The 17,721-nt window shown below is 40.1% G+C and carries 18 protein-coding genes and 1 pseudogene; 4 read left to right on the plus strand and 15 right to left on the minus strand.

The annotated features are described in order from the left end of the window. Positions 1-9: 9 nt before the first annotated feature. The 3 genes from C8268_RS20035 to C8268_RS20045 form a co-directional block, all read right to left on the minus strand. Complete coding sequence (locus C8268_RS20035) at positions 10-546, minus strand: GerMN domain-containing protein (protein WP_106769304.1); 537 nt, start codon at positions 544-546, stop codon at positions 10-12. A 31-nt stretch (positions 547-577) separates the two neighbouring features. Then, entirely contained in the window at positions 578-1,966 is a 1,389-nt protein-coding gene (locus C8268_RS20040) for an N-acetylmuramoyl-L-alanine amidase family protein (RefSeq protein ID WP_199794875.1), read from the minus strand. Positions 1,967-2,686: 720 nt separating this feature from the next. Further along, a complete protein-coding gene (locus tag C8268_RS20045) occupies positions 2,687-2,956 on the minus strand; it encodes a hypothetical protein (protein ID WP_106769305.1) in 270 nt (89 codons plus the stop codon). A gap of 21 nt (positions 2,957-2,977) precedes the next feature. Here C8268_RS20045 and C8268_RS20050 point away from each other — a divergent pair. Further along, a pseudogene (locus C8268_RS20050) lies at positions 2,978-3,771 on the plus strand (IS3 family transposase); the annotation flags it as partial. Between the two features lie 202 nt (positions 3,772-3,973). Here C8268_RS20050 and C8268_RS20055 read toward each other — a convergent pair. The 3 genes from C8268_RS20055 to C8268_RS20065 all read right to left on the minus strand — a co-directional run bounded on the left by C8268_RS20055 (position 3,974) and on the right by C8268_RS20065 (position 7,605). Beyond that, positions 3,974-6,760: a glycoside hydrolase family 3 C-terminal domain-containing protein gene (locus C8268_RS20055; protein ID WP_106769306.1), complete on the minus strand. Its 2,787-nt coding sequence runs from the start codon at positions 6,758-6,760 to the stop codon at positions 3,974-3,976. A gap of 216 nt (positions 6,761-6,976) precedes the next feature. Then, positions 6,977-7,195 carry a hypothetical protein gene (locus C8268_RS20060; RefSeq protein WP_234032914.1) on the minus strand — a complete coding sequence of 73 codons (219 nt, stop codon included), beginning with the start codon at positions 7,193-7,195 and terminating at the stop codon, positions 6,977-6,979. A 200-nt stretch (positions 7,196-7,395) separates the two neighbouring features. Then, on the minus strand, positions 7,396-7,605 hold the full coding sequence (locus tag C8268_RS20065) for a helix-turn-helix transcriptional regulator (protein ID WP_106769308.1): 210 nt from the start codon (positions 7,603-7,605) through the stop codon (positions 7,396-7,398). A 320-nt stretch (positions 7,606-7,925) separates the two neighbouring features. Between C8268_RS20065 and C8268_RS20070 the strand changes: the two genes are divergently transcribed. After that, entirely contained in the window at positions 7,926-9,293 is a 1,368-nt protein-coding gene (locus C8268_RS20070; RefSeq protein WP_158702792.1) for a helix-turn-helix domain-containing protein, read from the plus strand. Positions 9,294-9,711: 418 nt separating this feature from the next. Further along, positions 9,712-9,894: a Spo0E family sporulation regulatory protein-aspartic acid phosphatase gene (locus tag C8268_RS20075; RefSeq protein ID WP_106769310.1), complete on the plus strand. Its 183-nt coding sequence runs from the start codon at positions 9,712-9,714 to the stop codon at positions 9,892-9,894. Between the two features lie 248 nt (positions 9,895-10,142). On the opposite strand, the gene bla is transcribed toward C8268_RS20075, so the two are convergent. Both bla and C8268_RS20085 read right to left on the minus strand, forming a co-directional pair. Next, positions 10,143-11,255 carry a class A beta-lactamase gene (gene bla / locus C8268_RS20080; protein ID WP_234032916.1) on the minus strand — a complete coding sequence of 371 codons (1,113 nt, stop codon included), beginning with the start codon at positions 11,253-11,255 and terminating at the stop codon, positions 10,143-10,145. 61 nt (positions 11,256-11,316) lie between these two features. Next, positions 11,317-11,805, minus strand: coding sequence for a YcxB family protein (locus C8268_RS20085; protein WP_106769311.1), 489 nt, complete (start codon positions 11,803-11,805; stop codon positions 11,317-11,319). Positions 11,806-12,150: 345 nt separating this feature from the next. On the opposite strand from C8268_RS20085, the gene C8268_RS23015 reads away from it, so the two are divergent. Next, entirely contained in the window at positions 12,151-12,327 is a 177-nt protein-coding gene (locus tag C8268_RS23015) for a hypothetical protein (RefSeq protein ID WP_199794876.1), read from the plus strand. Positions 12,328-12,419: 92 nt separating this feature from the next. Here the strand turns inward: C8268_RS23015 and C8268_RS20090 are convergent, their stop codons facing one another. The 7 genes from C8268_RS20090 to rihC form a co-directional block, all read right to left on the minus strand. Then, positions 12,420-12,830 (minus strand): type II toxin-antitoxin system death-on-curing family toxin, encoded by a 411-nt coding sequence (locus tag C8268_RS20090; protein WP_106769312.1) that lies wholly within the window; start codon positions 12,828-12,830, stop codon positions 12,420-12,422. Between the two features lie 4 nt (positions 12,831-12,834). After that, a complete protein-coding gene (locus tag C8268_RS20095; protein WP_106769313.1) occupies positions 12,835-13,125 on the minus strand; it encodes an AbrB/MazE/SpoVT family DNA-binding domain-containing protein in 291 nt (96 codons plus the stop codon). Between the two features lie 202 nt (positions 13,126-13,327). Further along, entirely contained in the window at positions 13,328-13,969 is a 642-nt protein-coding gene (locus tag C8268_RS20100; protein ID WP_106769314.1) for a 2OG-Fe(II) oxygenase, read from the minus strand. Positions 13,970-14,229: 260 nt separating this feature from the next. Beyond that, positions 14,230-14,505, minus strand: a complete 276-nt coding sequence (locus C8268_RS20105) for an ATP-binding cassette domain-containing protein (RefSeq protein ID WP_106769315.1) — start codon at positions 14,503-14,505, stop codon at positions 14,230-14,232. Positions 14,506-14,706: 201 nt separating this feature from the next. Beyond that, a complete protein-coding gene (locus tag C8268_RS20110) occupies positions 14,707-15,015 on the minus strand; it encodes a hypothetical protein (protein ID WP_106769316.1) in 309 nt (102 codons plus the stop codon). A gap of 338 nt (positions 15,016-15,353) precedes the next feature. Next, positions 15,354-16,769, minus strand: a complete 1,416-nt coding sequence (gene dcuC, locus C8268_RS20115) for a C4-dicarboxylate transporter DcuC (protein ID WP_106769317.1) — start codon at positions 16,767-16,769, stop codon at positions 15,354-15,356. 31 nt (positions 16,770-16,800) lie between these two features. Further along, the gene (gene rihC / locus C8268_RS20120) at positions 16,801-17,721 is read right to left on the minus strand and encodes a ribonucleoside hydrolase RihC (RefSeq protein WP_106769318.1); all 921 of its coding nucleotides are present in this window, start codon (positions 17,719-17,721) and stop codon (positions 16,801-16,803) included.

The raw sequence follows: 17,721 nt of genomic DNA on the forward strand, positions 1-17,721 counted from the left end.
TTTATGGATCTATTCACGGGTTAGTGGATGTTCTAATTCCGTATGGCCCATTAAACTTTCAGTTGCATTTCCGTCAACAAGCAGATCAATACTGGTTACTTCATCAAACTGAAAAAATGTTTCTCTCAGGGCATCGAGAGCCAAAACCTCTCCTCCAGCTCCTAATCTAGCTTCATCAGGAATATGCACATCTAGTGTCAATTTTCCTTCATCAAAAGTAGCTGAAAGTAAATCAATATTATTCCATAAAGGAATCAGTTCGGTTTGATCGCTGCTTTGAAGGGCTGCGTACGTCTTAATGTATTTGTCGGAGCCATCTTCGAATATAATTTCCTTCATACTTTGTTCTAGTTGTAATAGTTGATCGTCCGAGTAAAAAACCTCAATTTCTTGAGATTCCTCATTCTTCTTGTCCTGATTAGCTGGTGCAGTACTTGCAGGATTAGAACCCTGCACTGGACCAGAAGAAGTAGACTTGCTACCACAACCTACTGCTAGTAAGCTTATGGCGCAAATTGCGATAGCAAGATAGATTCCTTTTTTCATAGAAGCACATCCTCTTGAATTATTCGATGTTTTATAGCTTCAGATACTCTTTTATCCCATCTACAATGGCTTGCGCCGCTTTATTTTGAAAGGTTTCTGACATCATAGCCTCCTCATCAGACTTGTTACTTAAGAATCCGACTTCCAAGAGAACGGCAGGCATTTTGGTTTCTCGTATGACCTGAAAATTGCCATTTTTAACGCCACGATCATAAAGCCCTATGGCCTTGATCAAATTTTTATGAATGAGCTTTGCTAGCTCTTTACTACTTGCACGTTGGTAATAAAACGTCTCGGTTCCCGTTACTTGGGGGGCAGAGGGTACGCTGTTCCCATGTATAGATACAAACACATCTGCCTTAAGATCATTGGCAAGTTTAACTCGTTCCGATCGTGTAGGGTAGATATCCGTTTCACGAGTCATAATCACTTCTATATCAGATTCTTGTTGCAAGAGAGCCTGAACCTTAAGGCTTAAAGCAAGGGCAAAATGCTTCTCATGTTTTTTTGTAAAACTTGTTGTACCTGGATCACTTCCTCCGTGACCCGGATCAATAACGACTATCTTTTTGCCACTGTTGACAGGGGTTGTAGGTGCAGGATCGTTTTCCATACTCAGATCAAGGATGAATTTGCCGGCGTTGGTTTGTTGATTATAATTAACCGAACTTACGTTGTTTAATTCAATCACGATTCGAACTTGAGCAGGATCGTTTTTGAAAAGAGAATAGCGTATCTCAGTAACATTTGGGAATTCGCTAGTATCCAGCCTTCCCATGGATCCTGTAGAGGGTACTTGTACCATATTACCGAAGTCTGTAGATGGGAAATCCACGACGATCCGTTCAGGATTTTTAAGTGTTGTTATGATTGGAGTAACTTCATGGTCTAATTGGACAACAAGTTGATTATTGGCATAGTTTATTTCATGAACCAGGTTGGTGGCAGCTTCATTTCCATTACCATTAGAAGGTGGGGATGGGAGGGTATTGCTAGTTAGAGTAACAATCTTGTCTTTGTTATTCCAGCTAACTCTCAGACCCATTTCTTCACTAACAAAACGTATGGGAACAAAAACCGTATTCTTGATCATTTGCGGAGCAATGTTAAGCTTCACGGTGTTGTTTTCGACTAAAGCCTCATCTTTTCCAACAGTCAATGAAATTGCATTAGAACCTTGTTGGATATGCACATTTTGTGTTTTTTGGTCCCAGTTCACATTGAATTTAAGATTCTCAGCGACTACGCGGATTGGAATCATGATATTGCTTCGTACATTAACGACTTCAACATCATTAGGTAAAATTAGCTCCTGGCCATCTAAAATAATTTTGGTTTGATTTGTCGCTGCATGAGTATACATGGGAATCAGAAAGAGTAGCAGCGCACTAAACAGTAACATGATTATAGATTTCTTCATTTTACACCTCGGTTTTAATTTAACGTATTACTAAACTCCTAGCTGAATAACAGGGTTACAATCGACTTTCATCTATTTTTTATGAAAAGGAATCACAAGCAAATAACCTATTTACTTAAACTAGAGCGTGTCTTCAAACTATAAATTTGGGGATAACCAATAACCTCCTATGACCCGCAAGTTAGTTCAAGATCTGAAAATACTAACTACTAAATTATGACATCATTCTACAATTATACATATTCATCCTGTGAATCCGTGCAAAATTTTCGAAAAATATGTAATTATCCCAATTTGTAAGGGTAGTTTATAGATGACTAAAGACGTATTCTGAAAAAACAAAATTTACAATAACATCCTGTTCACTAATAAGAACGCTATAACTAATATAAAAGTTGCGTATAAAATGGGTTTGATACAAAATTATACATATTACGGGTCGTTTAGCGAAAGACATCTTTATAAAACGCTAGTAGATGAGAATGTTGTAAAAAGATAGGGGATAAAGGAAGGAAGATTGATTACGGAGTTTTAGGAGGGTGAATTTTGTGTTAAAACACGTTGTTTGAGTTTTCCTGTTTCATTAATGTTGTTAATGTTAATCCAACTAGAAAAAATTAGAACCTAAAATCAATCAACCGCATTCCACCAGGTAGGAAGCTTGGATCCAACCCCATTGTTGAAATTTGTAGCTGTACACATTGACCCAAGTAGCACCGTTCACAACACGTGTTTCATTAAGTCACCAGCGTAGAGAGAGCCGATATACTCACCAATAGGGGAAGGTGTTTTTCTAAAATTGGAAGATGCATTAACCTGCCATGTTGTCGACATAATTGTAACAACATCAGATCCGGGTTGTTCAGTAATTTGGACATCCGGGCTAGAAGGCGCGACTCGATCGTTTATTCCTTCCGATGCAAATGCACCTGTCGCAGGGAGCAGCGCTGTTGCGGACACTAGTAATACAGCAATAAATTTTTTCAACACCTTCACAACACTCCTTGTCCATCCCTACAACCAAAGGAAAAGGGGCGTCCCTCCATGAAAAAGGATTCAAAAGAACAGAAGAATCAAACCTTAGCAGAAGGGTCCGTTGAGACTTTACAAGCAGAGGTAGAGCGTTTGCGTATGGAGAATGCGTATTTAAAAAAGTTGAATGCCTTAGTTCAAAACAAGGAAAAATCACCAAAAAAGACAAAGCCCAAGTCGTCTATGAACTAAGGAACGAATTCTCGGTGAAAGCACTCCTACAGTTAGCGGATATCCCTCGAAGCACGTATTATTACATGGTAAAAACGTTCAGTATGCCTGACAAAGATGCTGAGTTAAAAGACGTTATTCAAGCGATTTACAAGGAGCACCAAGGGCGCTACGGCTATCGTCGTATTCGAGAATATAATGGCGAAATTATTACGTATACAATTGGTTCAAGACCTGTCTATTCCCTTGTTTCCAAGATGTTAGATCAAGCATTCAAGCATCTAACGGATAAAGATAAGCTCTTGATTCATTCTGACCAAGGCCTGCACTATCAGATGAAACAGTATCGTCATGCCCTTGAAAAACGTGGCATCAAACAAAGTATGTCCCGCAAAGGTAACTGCTACGACAACGCCGTCATTGAAAGCTTCTTTGGCATTATGAAATCTGAATTTCTCTATGTAAATGAATTTGAAAATATCGCGCATTTTAAACAAGAGCTATCAAGATTCATCGATTATTATAATCAAAAGCGAATTAAGTCGAAACTAAAAGGCATGAGTCCGGTACAGTACCGAACTCATGCCCATATACCACAATAGGAACAATCAGGAACAACAATTTAATGAGTGATGATCTAAGACATCTCTAAAATATTTAGGAGGTCCTGATGCACGCTTTTGATTTATTTCTATACTATGTTATTGCGTTCATTTTGTTTGCTATTTCCATCGTTTTTACTATTTATGTATGAAGGCGAACTATGGAGAAACAAGTCCACAGTTCACCTCCGTCTTCTGGTCACTACAGTCGTTTAAACTCAATCCAATCGATCTGCAAGCCTGGCTTGACGAAATCCAGTTTCATTTCATAAAGCCCTGCCTCCAGTTTCACTTTTACAAGCTTTTGTCTAATCCATCTTCCGTCTGTTCCATTCGTTTGAATGGTCGTCACTGATTGATTGTTCAGCGTCACGTTGCAAGCACTTTGTGACAATTCCGATTCAGGAGACATGATGCGGACAATCATCCGGTATTCGCCGGGTTGATCCACCTTCACGAAAGTCGATCCCGCTTCAGCAGGTTTCACCTGTGAGATCTCAGATAGGGCCTGAGCTTGTTCTGATGAAAGAGACGGATTAGCCTGGAAAGTCCCCACCGCTTCTTCAACGGCCTGCTTTCTGGAGAACACCGGAGCATGCATCAAGAACCTGCAAATATTCATGGCACAACGCTGTAGTTCCCCACGGGTCAGAGTACCATTTTCCAAAGAGGCTAACGTGTTGTCGTCCCACGCGTTGATCTCCGCGCCGTAGTTCATAACCACCATATAGAGATCGTTTTGGGCGCGAACCATCCAGTTCGTATATTTTCGATCTGCCGGTCCCCCATGAACCACATCATTCATAATGGCCCACCAGTCCGTCATCACGATGCCTTCAAATCCCCACTCCCCGCGAAGAATGGTAGTGTTTAGATCATAGTTGGAAGCTGCCCAATGTCCATTGATTGGATTGTAGGAGGTCATAACCGAATTTCCTCCACCCTGCTTCACCGCGATTTCGAAGCCTTTCAGATATATTTCCCGAAGAGCACGCTCTGACACAACGGCATCCACTTTGCTGCGATGTTTTTCTTGGTTATTGCAAGCAAAATGTTTCAGCGTAGCGTTGGAGCCGCCTTTCATAATCCCGCGCGTGCATGCAGCAGCAAACATTCCGGAGATCAGCGGATCTTCCGAGAAATATTCAAAATTCCGGCCATTCAACGGGCTGCGCCGGATATTCAGTCCTGGTCCAAGTAAGGTATCTATGTTGTAGCTTAACAGTTCTTTCCCTTCCATAACATAAAGCTGCTCAACCAATTCTGTGTTCCAGGTCGCTGCAAGCAAAGTGCCGATCGCAACCTGCGTTGCTTGTTGACCGCTATCCATCCGAATCCCGGACGGGCCATCTGCGGTACAAGCAATCGGTATTCCGTAGTCGAGCAAGCTGTCGCTTAATCCTCCGAAAGCGGAAGCCGTGCCCGGTGTAACAAGCGGACTGCTCATACCTTCTCCTCTGATGATTACCGCTAGATCCTGATCGCTAAGCTGAGCAATAAAAGTTTCCATGGTAACTTTTCCATCATACACGTCTCTTAATTTATAGCCTTGATTCCCGGTTTGCTCCAGCGTTTGCGGCAGATTTTGTTCAATCCGTTCTGCCATGGAAATCTTGCGCTTCGGCACCTCTACAAAGGTCAGTTCATATGAGCCATCCTCTTTGCGGGCGCCTGGCATCATTCTCGTAAAGCTTTCTGTAGGCGCCATGGCCTCCTGCAGCTGCTCTACGACTTGAAGACTTTCTACAACATAACCGTTTTGGCCTTCAAAGCTGATTTCCTCCACATTTCTCACACTGGTTCCCACATACAAACGATACGTCCCTGCTTCTAAAACATAAGCAGAAGGATATCCTGTTACACCCGCATCATCATAAGAAGCCATGACATGCACAGGAAAACTCACGGTAATATGCTGCGATTCACCTGTTTGAAGCTCCTTTGTTTTCGCAAACGCCGCCAAAGCTTTAGCAGGTTTACCCAGTTTTCCTTGCGGCGCTTCATAATAAACTTGTACAACCTCTTTACCTGCATAGGTGGTTCCGATATTTTTTACAGTTACACCGATTTCAACGTATTGTTTCCCGTCCTTAAGAGTCAACTTAGCTTCTTCAGGCTTCAATTGGAATGAAGTATAAGACAATCCATAACCAAATTCAAACTGAACTCGGTCCAATCGAAACGTTTCGAAAAAACGGTAGCCTACATAAATATCTTCCTGATACACATTTTTATGTTCATTGCCATAATTGCGGGTTGATGGATAATCGTCAATCGAAAATGCTATCGTATCGGTCAACTTACCGCTAGGTGTCACATCGCCGACCAGCACGTCAGCAATCGCATTGCCCCCTTCCATACCTCCTTGCCAAGCATAAATAACACATGGAATCGGGTGTACATAGCTTTCTTCGTGCATCCAGCTCATATCGATAATATTGGATACATTCAACACGACGACCGTTTGTTCAAAATATGCCGTCACCTGCTTCAGCATCTCTTTCTCTTCCGTCGTTAATTGATAGCTGCCCGGCTCATTGGCATTATCCTTGTCTTCCCCGGCTGTGCGTCCGATGACAATGATCGCTTTATCGGTTTTCTTTCTTGCCGCTGACACGATCTCATCGGTTAAAGGCATTTCCTTCTGATGCCACGGCTCAGCCGCCCAACCGCCGCCGCCATTATCAAATGGATTTTTCTCAATCCATTTTTCATAGATGTCCGCCAGTTCTTCATTGACCGCGATGTTCTTTTTATTTCGTAGGCCATCCAGCAGATTGGTGGTATGGGAAACATGAACACTTCCCCCTGATCCTGTACCGCTGCGATAGTAGTTAATCTGGGTTCTGCCAAACACTGAAACGCTTTCTTTTTGTCGAATGGGAAGAACCTGTCCTTCATTTTTTAACAGAACGGCTCCCTCTGCGGCTACTTTCCTGCTAAACTCAGCAAAGCCTTCTAATGGAGCTCCAAGTTTCTGTTTGCTCAATTTACTCCCTCCTACTCCCTATTTGTCATATGAAAAAAGTAAACGCCTGTTCTCAACAAGTGATCACTCACATCTTGCCCCTTCCTCTGGTTCAGTTTATCAAGTTAAAGCGCAAAGGTTAGCAAGACGTTTACCTAGTATCATAGTAACAAAAATTCATAATAAAAATACATAACCTCTTTTAGATTTTTTTATTAGAAGCTAATGATATTGGCTTTATGCATCCTCTGGAACACTTTCAACGGCTGTAAAAAACACATCCAACAGATCTTTATCAAAGTTGGACCGTATGTAGTCTGAAATTTTGTCCAGTTCTTCTTTGCTGTCGTACTCCAAGCATGCACGCCCTTCACACCATAATACTGTGCAGTGAAATAACTGCTGTACCTTTTCAATCATATAATCTTGCTCCACAATTTCACGAATGACTGTCAACGTTCTCATGCCTCCTTGTTATTAGTTCAGCTCCACAGGTGAAAACCCAAGAGTGGTATGCCACGATCCAGGAGTCTTTGCCTGAACCATAGCGTTCGATAAACGTTTGCTGTAAATGATTCTAACAAACTAAAACCACCGGCGGTGGATTAGAAGTCCTGATCCGGTGGTTTTAGTACGTTTTAATTACTTTAAGTATACTAAGTATCTCTAATTTTCCATTCGTCAATATCGTTTGCATCAATTCCACACAATTTGGCAATGAGTAGGCCAAGCACGATATTTGGTATTGTAAGACCATATTCTATATTTTGATAATGTCGTAATGTACACTTCGTATATGCATTAATTTTCAGAACGAGAGATTCTTGCGTGTATCCTGCTGCTTCGCGTGCATCTCTTAATTTCACCCAGTGTAACTCCCCTATCTATTGGTATAGGTAAAATTGTATAGGATTTATCATGAAGTTATAACGTTTGTTACTTCCGGAAAAATTATTCACGCATGATTATTAGCGAATTTTTATTCGTTGATGTATAATGGGAAAAGATGGGGCGACTATCTTAAAACAACTTTTCTAGGAAAAACATAGGCTAAGTTCCCTTCATTTCTGGTGGGGCTTATCTTTCCTTGCAAAAGTACAGTTTCTAGTTGACCGCTGTTTAATTCTAGTTTTACAATTATATATTAACAATAACTAAAATATGGTTTTTAAGGACGGTGTTTGTTTTGGAGTCGGCAGATTTAATTCGAGATTCTTTAAGAAGATATCTACGCGACAACAACATGAGTCTACATATATACGGAAATCATGCTGGACTAAATACAGGTACTCTTAGCCGTATTCTCAAAGGGCGTGTGCTTATTTCTTTTAGTCAGTTGCAGAAGATTACGGAAAGTATGAACTTACCGGAAGACTATTTTTTTGATGCATTTGTTGAAGAATGTTTAAAAAAATTGTCTATACGTAGAACACGGCCATTTATTTGGAGTTGTGCAAAGATGGGGCGGCTTGAATGCATTGATCGGGTTGTTTTTGGTTTGTTGGAAAATAATATGTTGGTTGAACACTTATTTAATCTTGCGGAGGAATTGTTTGCAGAAAAGCATTTCAAAGCTGCAGCAATTATTTATGCCAGAGTAAGTGTGGCAGAAAGGTATCAGCATTCGGAGCGGCTGGCTCTTTGTCGTTACCGACTATTTTTGTGCTCTTTAGGAACGGATATAGAAGCTAATCTAAAGGCAGCCATAGTATTTGAGGATTATGTAGACCGTTTAGATGTAGCCAATCAATTGGATGCTTTAAAGCAGCTCATAAATGTCATGATGACGGTACATAATTGGTCTAGGGTAGACGAGCTGGCCGATGAAATGCTGCGGATCGCTACCATTCAGTATGATCTAGAGCCTTCCTTTCAACATAAACCAGAGCGTCCGTTATACTTTTATATTTTATACGCCTGGCTCATCAAGGGAACAGTTTGTGAAGAAAACAGGGATTATGATAGTGCCTTGGAGTATGTTGCGCTTTATGCTAGTGGAGAGACATGGATTAGGGAAGAGGATGAGGATGCGAAATGGTATGTAAATCAATTTAAAGAGTGGGCTACGGCCAATACGTATCTTTATCGTTTATGGTCTGGTACGATCGATGCGCTACATGAGTATGCCCGGTTTTTGGATGATCATCCGGACGAAGTTTTTATTGGCTTAACCAATATTGTTCAAGCGGCCAATCAATTTGATTTTGATATTGATGATATATTGGACCGTTTTGCGGCATTTCTTCCGTTTCGATTCCAAGAGAAAAAGAATGCACATGGAAGTTATGATTCTACGATTTTAAAGGAAAAGTACGCTCAGTTTTTATATGATCTGGCGATTTACAGGGCCAAACAAAATTTAAAAACTGAAATAAATATTTTATTAGACGGTTTTGGAATTTCTATTAAAATAAATAGTATACAGAATATTCTAGCACACATGACTTTGTTTGAGCAGTATCGGGAGTGGGTCACTCCGGAACAAAAGGCTACGTTTAAAAATTTAACAAGTGAGGTAAAGATCGATGCGATAAAAAAACAACTTTATTTTTAGTTACATTTAGTTCTGTTGCAACCACCTTGGTAGCGGTGGTTTCGGCACTGGGCATGGTGCTGGTTGGGGTTCCTATGGTTTAATCTTTTCTTGAAAAGACTTTCTTTCGGGAAAGTCTTTTTATTTTTAATAACAAATCCATGAAATACGGGCTGATGTTACCGTTTGTTACTTAGGCTAATATGAACAAGTACGTAAAATGGGCTATAACCGAGCTTAGCGGTTATAGCCCCTAAATTAAGATCATGTTTTAACCTCTTCTGAAGGTTGAGTAACGGGCCTTCCAATAAGTTAGTTTAACATATATTCTATCCAGAACCATCATCCATCCCCAATATATAGTTTATTTACCTTCTACTTATAATGCAATTATTTGACATAAAGACCTAAAATATTGCAAAAAGGGAGGTTGAAATCTATGAGTAATTCCAGAGTAATTCAAGACAGTATAGAACGGGAACGGCATAAATTACATTTTCTAACACAAGAATATGGTGCATTGGGCCATCCAAAAGTGATCCAGCAATCTATGGTACTAGATGACCTAATCAATCAATATATTAAACTGGATAAAAAGAAGGTTGAAAAGCCTACTGCCTAAATAATCGACTTGGGCAAGAAACTTTGCAGGGTTCCCTCACCATATTATTTTAGTAGATAATCGATATATAGGTTCACACATAGTTTTCCGATATAACGGTTCCTTAACAACGCCGCCATGTACTATCTTCAGACATAACATTAGACCCGTCCAGCCAATCAACAACCGAATATTACTAAATGTAATACTTGATAACATAAAACAAAAAAGCCGCAATTTAAGCGACTTTGAATATTACTATGTTTTGGTCACTCGACAGTTAGTGAGTCCAGTGCTACCTTTGCAGCCTGAGCGATAAGAGCGTTGTCATAATCAGCGTCTTGCACATCACGGTTAGACATAATTGCAACGATAATGGGAGAGCCGTTCGGCGGCCAAACAATGGCTATGTCGTTGCGCGTTCCGAAATTGCCGGCACCGGACTTGTCGGCGACCTTCCAGTCCTTAGGTGCGCCAGCACGGATCAATTCATCGCCTGTGGCGTTTCCAGACATCCAATCTATCAGAATTGAACGCTTATCGTCCGTAAGTACATTTCCGACGATGAAAGAGGAGAGTGTGGTGGCTAAAGATCTAGGCGTACTTGTATCTCTTGTATCACCAGGAACCGCCTCATTCAGTTCAGGTTCGTAGCGATCGGCTTGGGTCACTTGGTCACCAATTTGCTTCAGTGCCTTTTCGTAACCTTCCGGACCTCCCAATTTTTTTAATAAAACATTACCTGCTGTATTGTCACTATACCTTACTGCCGCCTCGCATATGTCCCTAATCGTCATACCGGTTTTTACGTGCTTTTCTGTTACAGGCGAATATGAGACCAAATCGTCTTTTGTATAGGTAATCACTTGATCAAGTTCATCCGCCGAGCTATTCATAAGAATGAGACCTGCAGCTAAAGCTTTATATGTGGAAGCATACGCGAAACGTTCGTCGGGACGATAAGCAATTGAACGCCCTGTTCCAGTGTCTATTGCAAAAACTCCGAGCTTGGCTCCATATTCCTCCTCCAATTGCACGAACGAACTTTCTATTGCTGATTGTTCATCCGCTTCTTCCGGATATTCTGAAGGTATTGCGATTTTTTCATCCATTTCGGCTGAAGTCTCTGAAGGGGTAGCGGCTGAATTACCATTTGTGGAACAACTGGTTAGTGTAATGAGGACAACGCAGTATAAAATGAACTGTTGATTTAATTTTTTGATGAATTTAATTGGATCTTTTAACTGTCTAACCTCGTCCCTTCTCAATAACATCACCTGCAATATCGTTCGTATTATAATATAAATGACCGGGGAAAGCTTGGCTGCCATCTTGTTTAAATTCGGCAAACCTCTGTAAATTGTATTCTCATACAAACCCATTTCACGAGCTACCTAATGCTACTGTCTATCCTTCTTCTTGAACGAGCTGAACGTTTCCATTTTAATTCCCTGTCATATTTTTAAGATAACGATTAAAATCTTGCTCTGCTTCTTTATCTAAGAAAGCCTCTTTGGGGACCAAAAGAGCTTGTAAGTCAGAAACATATAAATAATAATTAGAACTATCTTGCCTTACGTTTACAAATTGACTCCACTTAAAAACAGTATTTGTAGTTTCTGTTTTTCGTGTGATTCCATCCTCATTAATATTTAATTTGTGTTCACCAATCAATAAGGCATTATATTGTTTTTTTAATATTCTTTTTGTTGCAATAAGGGCAAGATAATTAAATATAGAAGAATAAAAAATTAGCCATACCAAGGTCACAATTACACTGAAAACAGAAATGCTTTCCAATATATACATTAAATATAAAGTAAAAACTACAAAAATCATCCATCTCAATTTCTTATGATGATTAGAATTTGCTATTATATTTTTATGTAGTTCCACTATATCTTCAAAACTGATCTTAAAGTGTAACTCCACTCAATTCATCCTTTCCCTCTGCTGCATGTGGCGCAAGAGACCCTTTTTCATTGTATTTGCGACTAGTTTAATTTAATGTAACCGTCTTAAAATCGGTTCATCATTGTATCTTTTGATGAAAATAATCTTCACCCCCTTCATTATAATAAACGCATTTTTTTCTGAAATAGTTACAAACTGGGTTGTAAGAAAAGAAATTGCAACTACACATCACCAATTCATTCAACAACTGTTGCCAAAACACTCTTTGTAAATATGACCATACTGACTCTTCATCATGAATAGTCACATGGAAGCCAGTGCATAATAGACTTCATAACCCGTATACGAGGAGGAGCTTTTCCATTGAACACAAACCAACCGGACAAAAACCTGACCAACACGGTGAAAGATCTGGATTCGGTCCCCACAACTAGCCATGAGGCTCAACAACAGCAGCAGAAGCGCAATGATCGCCGGAAAGAAGCGCTGCATGACAGCAATGGCAAATACAATGAAAGTGAATCTGGCAACTATCACTAAAACATATGTAGCTTTGATGCATCGCCTAATAACGTTTAAATGCTACATGCGTTTTCTATGTAATATCCGAATATGAAAAAGTAAAAAGCGACCTAATCCGGTCGCTTTTCTCTTTCCTCAGAATATTTTTTCAAAATATGAGCAATCTTCTCCAATGAATGAAAACCCATCGCTATATCTACTATAAACTCAACTGCATATTCACGTTTCATTCGCAGATGGTATCCATTCAACATTAAAAATGATTTTGTAACCAAATAGGCTGTACGCTTATTGCCATTGTGAAAGCAATGGTTTTTTACCAGAGATTTCAGTAAAGCAGCGGCCTTGTCAAATAAAGTTGAATAAGCATCCTCTTCAAAAACACCACTTTGCTGTGGCCTATGTACCGCAGATTCCAGCAGGCCGTGATCCTTAACACCCGCTTGCTCTGCGTCGTTCATTCTTTTCATCATGAAATAGTGTGCGGAAATTACCTCTTCTTTGGTTAGAAATTGAATCATATTATCAATCCCTTAAGTCCTCAAAAATACCTGTATCTTCTTCAAATACATCAAAGAACGCCTCAAGCACTTCTGATCTCACGTTATCGGGAAGTTTGCCTTGCCGAGCTTTTTTCAATACCACTTCACCACGATCATTTTCAGTGAATTCAATTTCATCCCCTTGCGAAAGATTCAGCTTTGCAGCTAGACTTTTAGGCAAGCTTACTCCCAGACTATTGCCCATTCGTCCGACTTTACGAGAATAACGAATCACAGTCGGTTTATCACTCTTCAATTTGGCATCCCCATTCATTTGATCTTTTCCTCCTATAGTATGATCTTCACTCAACAAGTTATACCTTATAACGTAATAACAATTATAACGTATGTACATTTTATCAATTTTCTCTACAATTTTAAATGAAAAAGCAAAAAGCGACCTAATCCGGTCGCTTTTCTAATGGAATACATTGGTTATTGAACACCCCTACCTCTTGGGGTCGTTTTGACCAGGCTTACCGAAAAGCTTGTCTTCTCATCCACATCGTTGCAATCCACTTTTCCCCGTTGATCACAGGTGTACCTGCATGAAGGGTGAGCTCGTTTAATTCATGATTACTGTAAAAATACTCGAAGTAAACCGCCATACCTTTGTTAGGAAAAACAGATACATTCAGCCTGGGGAACGACGTTTCTCCGCCTTCCTCCACATCATTCAAATACATTACGAGCGTACTAATTCGATTATTGGTACTTGAACGGCTCGTTTCTGCAAAAAAGTCATAATGAGGTTGGTACTCTTGACCAGGGGTGTATAGCAGAACTTGTAAACCATCACCATGCTCGATAGGAATATTCATAATTTGTGAAATTCTCCTCTCGATTTTTGTAATCGTCTCGTTCACCTCAATGAATACCCCGCTGCTCGTTCTAATTTGATTCACTTTACGATCTTCGCCTATTTTTGAGCGTTGCAATTGTCCCTTGGAAATGTCAATCAACTCATCGCATTCCTCATCACTAAGCACATTTCCTAGTACGACAATCAACGGCTCCTCAACCTTGACGAGAATTCGAATCTCTCGATCCTCTGTCCTGATCGTATTTCCGACATGATCAAATATCGTTCGTTCCTTCTTCCTGTCATTACTTATCATCCTTGAGCAGCCCCCATATATATGACATACCATCACAAAATAATGTACCATAAAATGGATAAAACTACTCTATTAAACTTCAAAAAAAGGGACCTTTTTTACCTGATAATATTCATATGATAGATACCAAATATGCTGAAGCAGTTGGTTGCGATTGCAGGCATACTTGTCGTGCACCCATCCCGCTGGAACATCAGGTTTTGCAAACCGAATGCAATATCCTCTTCGACGGTAATTCCCACAATCTGTTCATCAGGGTTTTAAAAAATAACCCCAACCCACTTGCGAATCTGAAGTAGATTCGCCGTCTCGATATGTTCACCGAAGACATGCACATTTCCCGAACTTGGTTTCAACAAGCCGTTCATTAATTTAATTAAAGTCGATTTCCCCGAACCGTTTCCTCCCACGATGGTTACCCATTCATCCGAAGTAATGCTGAAATTAATATCCTTTATGATCCATTCACTTTGCTCTGGATATCGAAATGAAACGTTCTCGAAACGGACGGCTGGCGATTCGGAGGAATCGGTCATCTCGTTACCCCGTTCCCAAAGTTTCGATACATAATATTTGATCAGCTATTTCGGCCATATTATTAATACATTTACCATTTATATGATCAAAGGCTTGTTTGTTATGTTAAGCAGTCAGCCAAAATGGAGTTCAAGGTCAATGCGGACAAAAAAGTGATACGATACTGCATTAAAAAGAGCACCCTATTAGGTGCTCTCTCATTAACCTTCTATATATTGCGCATTTAAATGCTCAACCACTTCTAGCATTTTCCGAAAAATAATCTCATGCGATACTGCTACATACAGGTCTCCCTCATAATATCGGAATGGAATGGTCACCTCTCCTATTTGCCAAAGAAAAAAATCTCCCGGAATCGTCATTGTCGTATCAGCTGACCGAAAGGAATACTCCTCTGCATATACAAAATCCGTTTGAGTTGCAAAATAGCTTTTACATTCATCAAGAGACATGACTTTATCAGGGTGATTACCATCAGCATTTCTCGTAATTCGATATCTAGTATTCATCCAGTACCCCCACCATCTTTAATACGTTATCTATTGTATACGATATAGATGAATTTTTGTCTATTAAACGGCTCAAAACCAAAATCAGTGCTTGCAATAAGCAATGAAGCCGCTACGTGTATGGATCACTCTTACGATCGCTGTTGTCCCCAAATTTCTTATGAATCAACATTTAAGATTGAGCCTATTAAACTTCAATAAACCTAAAAGGATACAAAGTTGATGTTTACCCAATGTCTGCAAAACAAAAACACCATCCTCATTCGGATGGTGTTTTTCATGATGATGGAAGCGAACCGTGGCTGTACAATACCACGATCCGCTGCCGTTTTTCCTAATTACAAAAATACGATCATGGAAAGGATGAACATAAATACCACACCAACAATCATTGGTACAGATGTTCGTTTTACAATTTCGATCGGACTCTTTTTGACCGATCCGGCTACAATAAGGACAACAGCCGCTACTGGAGAAACGGCTCTGAACAAGTTGCCAGCAAGGCCCATTGGAACCGTAACCACAATCGGATTAATGGCAGCCGCTTCTGCAAGGGGAACCATCAGAGGAATCATGGAGTAGAAGAGCGCCGTACCGCTTCCGCTTAAAATAACGATCAACGCTGTCAGACCAACAAGAATGAGCGGAAGGATAAACCCTAGGTTAGAGCCTTGAACGCCTGCCATTGCCGATTCCAACGAATCGATAATCCCAATGGATTTTAAACCCGTAACGAACACAGAAGCTGCAACGAGCAGAACAACAATAGGCATTGCGTTACCCATGCCTTTAAAAAAGTGCTCTGTACCATCAAGTACGCTTTTCGCTTTCTTTTTACGAACCAATTCACAAATAATCGCAATCGTGAAAGATAACAAGGTTACTACCTCAACACTTACATTGATTGTCATATTGGATACAGACTGAAGGAAAAATACGACGATCAGAAACAAAATCGGAAGTACAGGCAACAAGGCATAAACAGCTGTAAACAACCTTCCGCCCTTTACCAACTTTACATCTTTCAGCTCTACTTCTGCATCCTCGGTATCAATCCCCAATTTCTTATCCATGTATTTTTGCCAGAAATAATGGACAATCGCTATAACCAGCAGCGTAGGAATAGAAACTACCGCATGATAGCGGAATACATAATCGGTTACCGTCAAATTCGAGAAAGCAGGATACTTCGCTAGCTCCGCTGCCACTGCAACATTATCCCCTCCTATTGGAGTTGGCATGATCGTTGCTGATGTTGCAATGATCGCTGCTGCGGTCAAAGATGTCATTCCCGCTCTTTTCAATACAGGAAATAGCGTGGCAAGCAAAATTATAGCCAGATTCGAAGCGCTGGGTATAACCAGAGACAATAAGTTTCCTAACAAGAAAACAACAGGTACAAGAAAATATACCGATTTAATTTTGCCCAGTGGCTTTGTTAATACATTAACGGTCACATCATTCGCATTAATATAGGACATATATGCTGTATATCCACCAAGAATAAGAATGATGAAGCCTGCTGAAGTCAGTGTGGATTTAAACTGATCGGCAATCGCTAACAGTGGGTCCAACCATACGGCACCCGTTGACTCAAATTCTTCAACACTAATCCCATAACCCATCAATATCGCAATGAGCATCAGAACGATCCCGATAAAGAACAATGTGATTTTAATATCCATCTGTTTGATTAGCATATATACAATAATCAGAATCGCCAAAATCGCTGAACCATACATAATGATATCCATCGCGAGCATTCCTTTCGTTATCGTTAGTTAGTTAGTTGCACTTTCTTAAGCTATCTAGCAACCAGTCTCGAAATAATTGCTGGTCAACATCAACACATACTTTGGCATTGTTCGGTTTATTCAAATATCCTTTCAAATCAACAATGGTTGCTCCTGTTGTCATACTGCCGTTCAGCTCTATATCTACGTAAGTATCCACCGTTTCAAACATTTCTGGCTTTAACAAATATCCAATAGCACAGCTATCATACATTTTTAATCCCGTCTTCATACTGCCACCACGGTATCGCTTAAAAAGGCTATAAAGCATTTTACCTACATCATTCATTGTTTCTAGCTGAGCGCTATCTTCTGGTAATACAAGAGCTTTCCATCCAACATCCAAACTCGCCATTACAATTGGAAGTCCACTGTCAAAAACAATTTTTGCAGCTTCAGGGTCAATATGAATATTAAACTCAGACATAACACCTTTATTCCCTCTGGTAACGGAACCTCCCATTAGAACGATTTCCTGAATGTTGTTTTTCACTTCCGGATAAACTTTGAACAGTAATGCAATATTCGTTAGCGGCCCAATCGGCACGAGTGTGATTTTCGCCTCGCTTTCTTGGATTACTCTATACATTGCATTGACCGCATTCTCTTCCAGAAGTAAATCTTCCGTCGGTTCTTCAAAATCAAAACCTTCCATTCCACTAACACCATGCACATTGCTTGCATCTTCCAACGGTCTAATTAATGGAGCAGCTGCTCCCATTGCGACCGGAACTTCCTTTTTGAAATAATTCAGCAGTTTTAAAGCATTGAAGGTCACTTTATCAATCCCAACGTTACCAGCTATCGTGGTGATTAATTTCACATCTAGTTCTTCACTGTACAAAGCAATCGCTAATGCTACAGCATCATCAATTCCAGGATCTGTATCGATTATAATTGGTCTTTTCAACAT

Origin of the sequence: Paenibacillus faecalis, assembly GCF_900289175.1 — a bacterium.
In the GTDB taxonomy this organism is placed as follows: Bacteria; Bacillota; Bacilli; order Paenibacillales; family Paenibacillaceae; genus Paenibacillus_AQ; species Paenibacillus_AQ faecalis.

Excerpts from the sequence above, each read along its gene's own strand:
- C8268_RS20040 (WP_199794875.1), bottom strand. The coding sequence starts at position 1,966 with ATGAAGAAATCTATAATCATGTTACTGTTTAGTGCGCTGCTACTCTTT.
- C8268_RS20090 (WP_106769312.1), bottom strand. The coding sequence starts at position 12,830 with ATGATTCAATTTCTAACCAAAGAAGAGGTAATTTCCGCACACTATTTC.
- C8268_RS20075 (WP_106769310.1), top strand. The coding sequence starts at position 9,712 with ATGAGTAATTCCAGAGTAATTCAAGACAGTATAGAACGGGAACGGCAT.
- C8268_RS20100 (WP_106769314.1), bottom strand. The coding sequence starts at position 13,969 with ATGATAAGTAATGACAGGAAGAAGGAACGAACGATATTTGATCATGTC.
- C8268_RS20110 (WP_106769316.1), bottom strand. The coding sequence starts at position 15,015 with ATGAATACTAGATATCGAATTACGAGAAATGCTGATGGTAATCACCCT.
- rihC (WP_106769318.1), bottom strand. The coding sequence starts at position 17,721 with ATGTTGAAAAGACCAATTATAATCGATACAGATCCTGGAATTGATGAT.
- C8268_RS20095 (WP_106769313.1), bottom strand. The coding sequence starts at position 13,125 with ATGAATGGGGATGCCAAATTGAAGAGTGATAAACCGACTGTGATTCGT.
- bla (WP_234032916.1), bottom strand. The coding sequence starts at position 11,255 with ATGGGTTTGTATGAGAATACAATTTACAGAGGTTTGCCGAATTTAAAC.
- dcuC (WP_106769317.1), bottom strand. The coding sequence starts at position 16,769 with ATGGATATCATTATGTATGGTTCAGCGATTTTGGCGATTCTGATTATT.
- C8268_RS20105 (WP_106769315.1), bottom strand. The coding sequence starts at position 14,505 with ATGACCGATTCCTCCGAATCGCCAGCCGTCCGTTTCGAGAACGTTTCA.
- C8268_RS20035 (WP_106769304.1), bottom strand. The coding sequence starts at position 546 with ATGAAAAAAGGAATCTATCTTGCTATCGCAATTTGCGCCATAAGCTTA.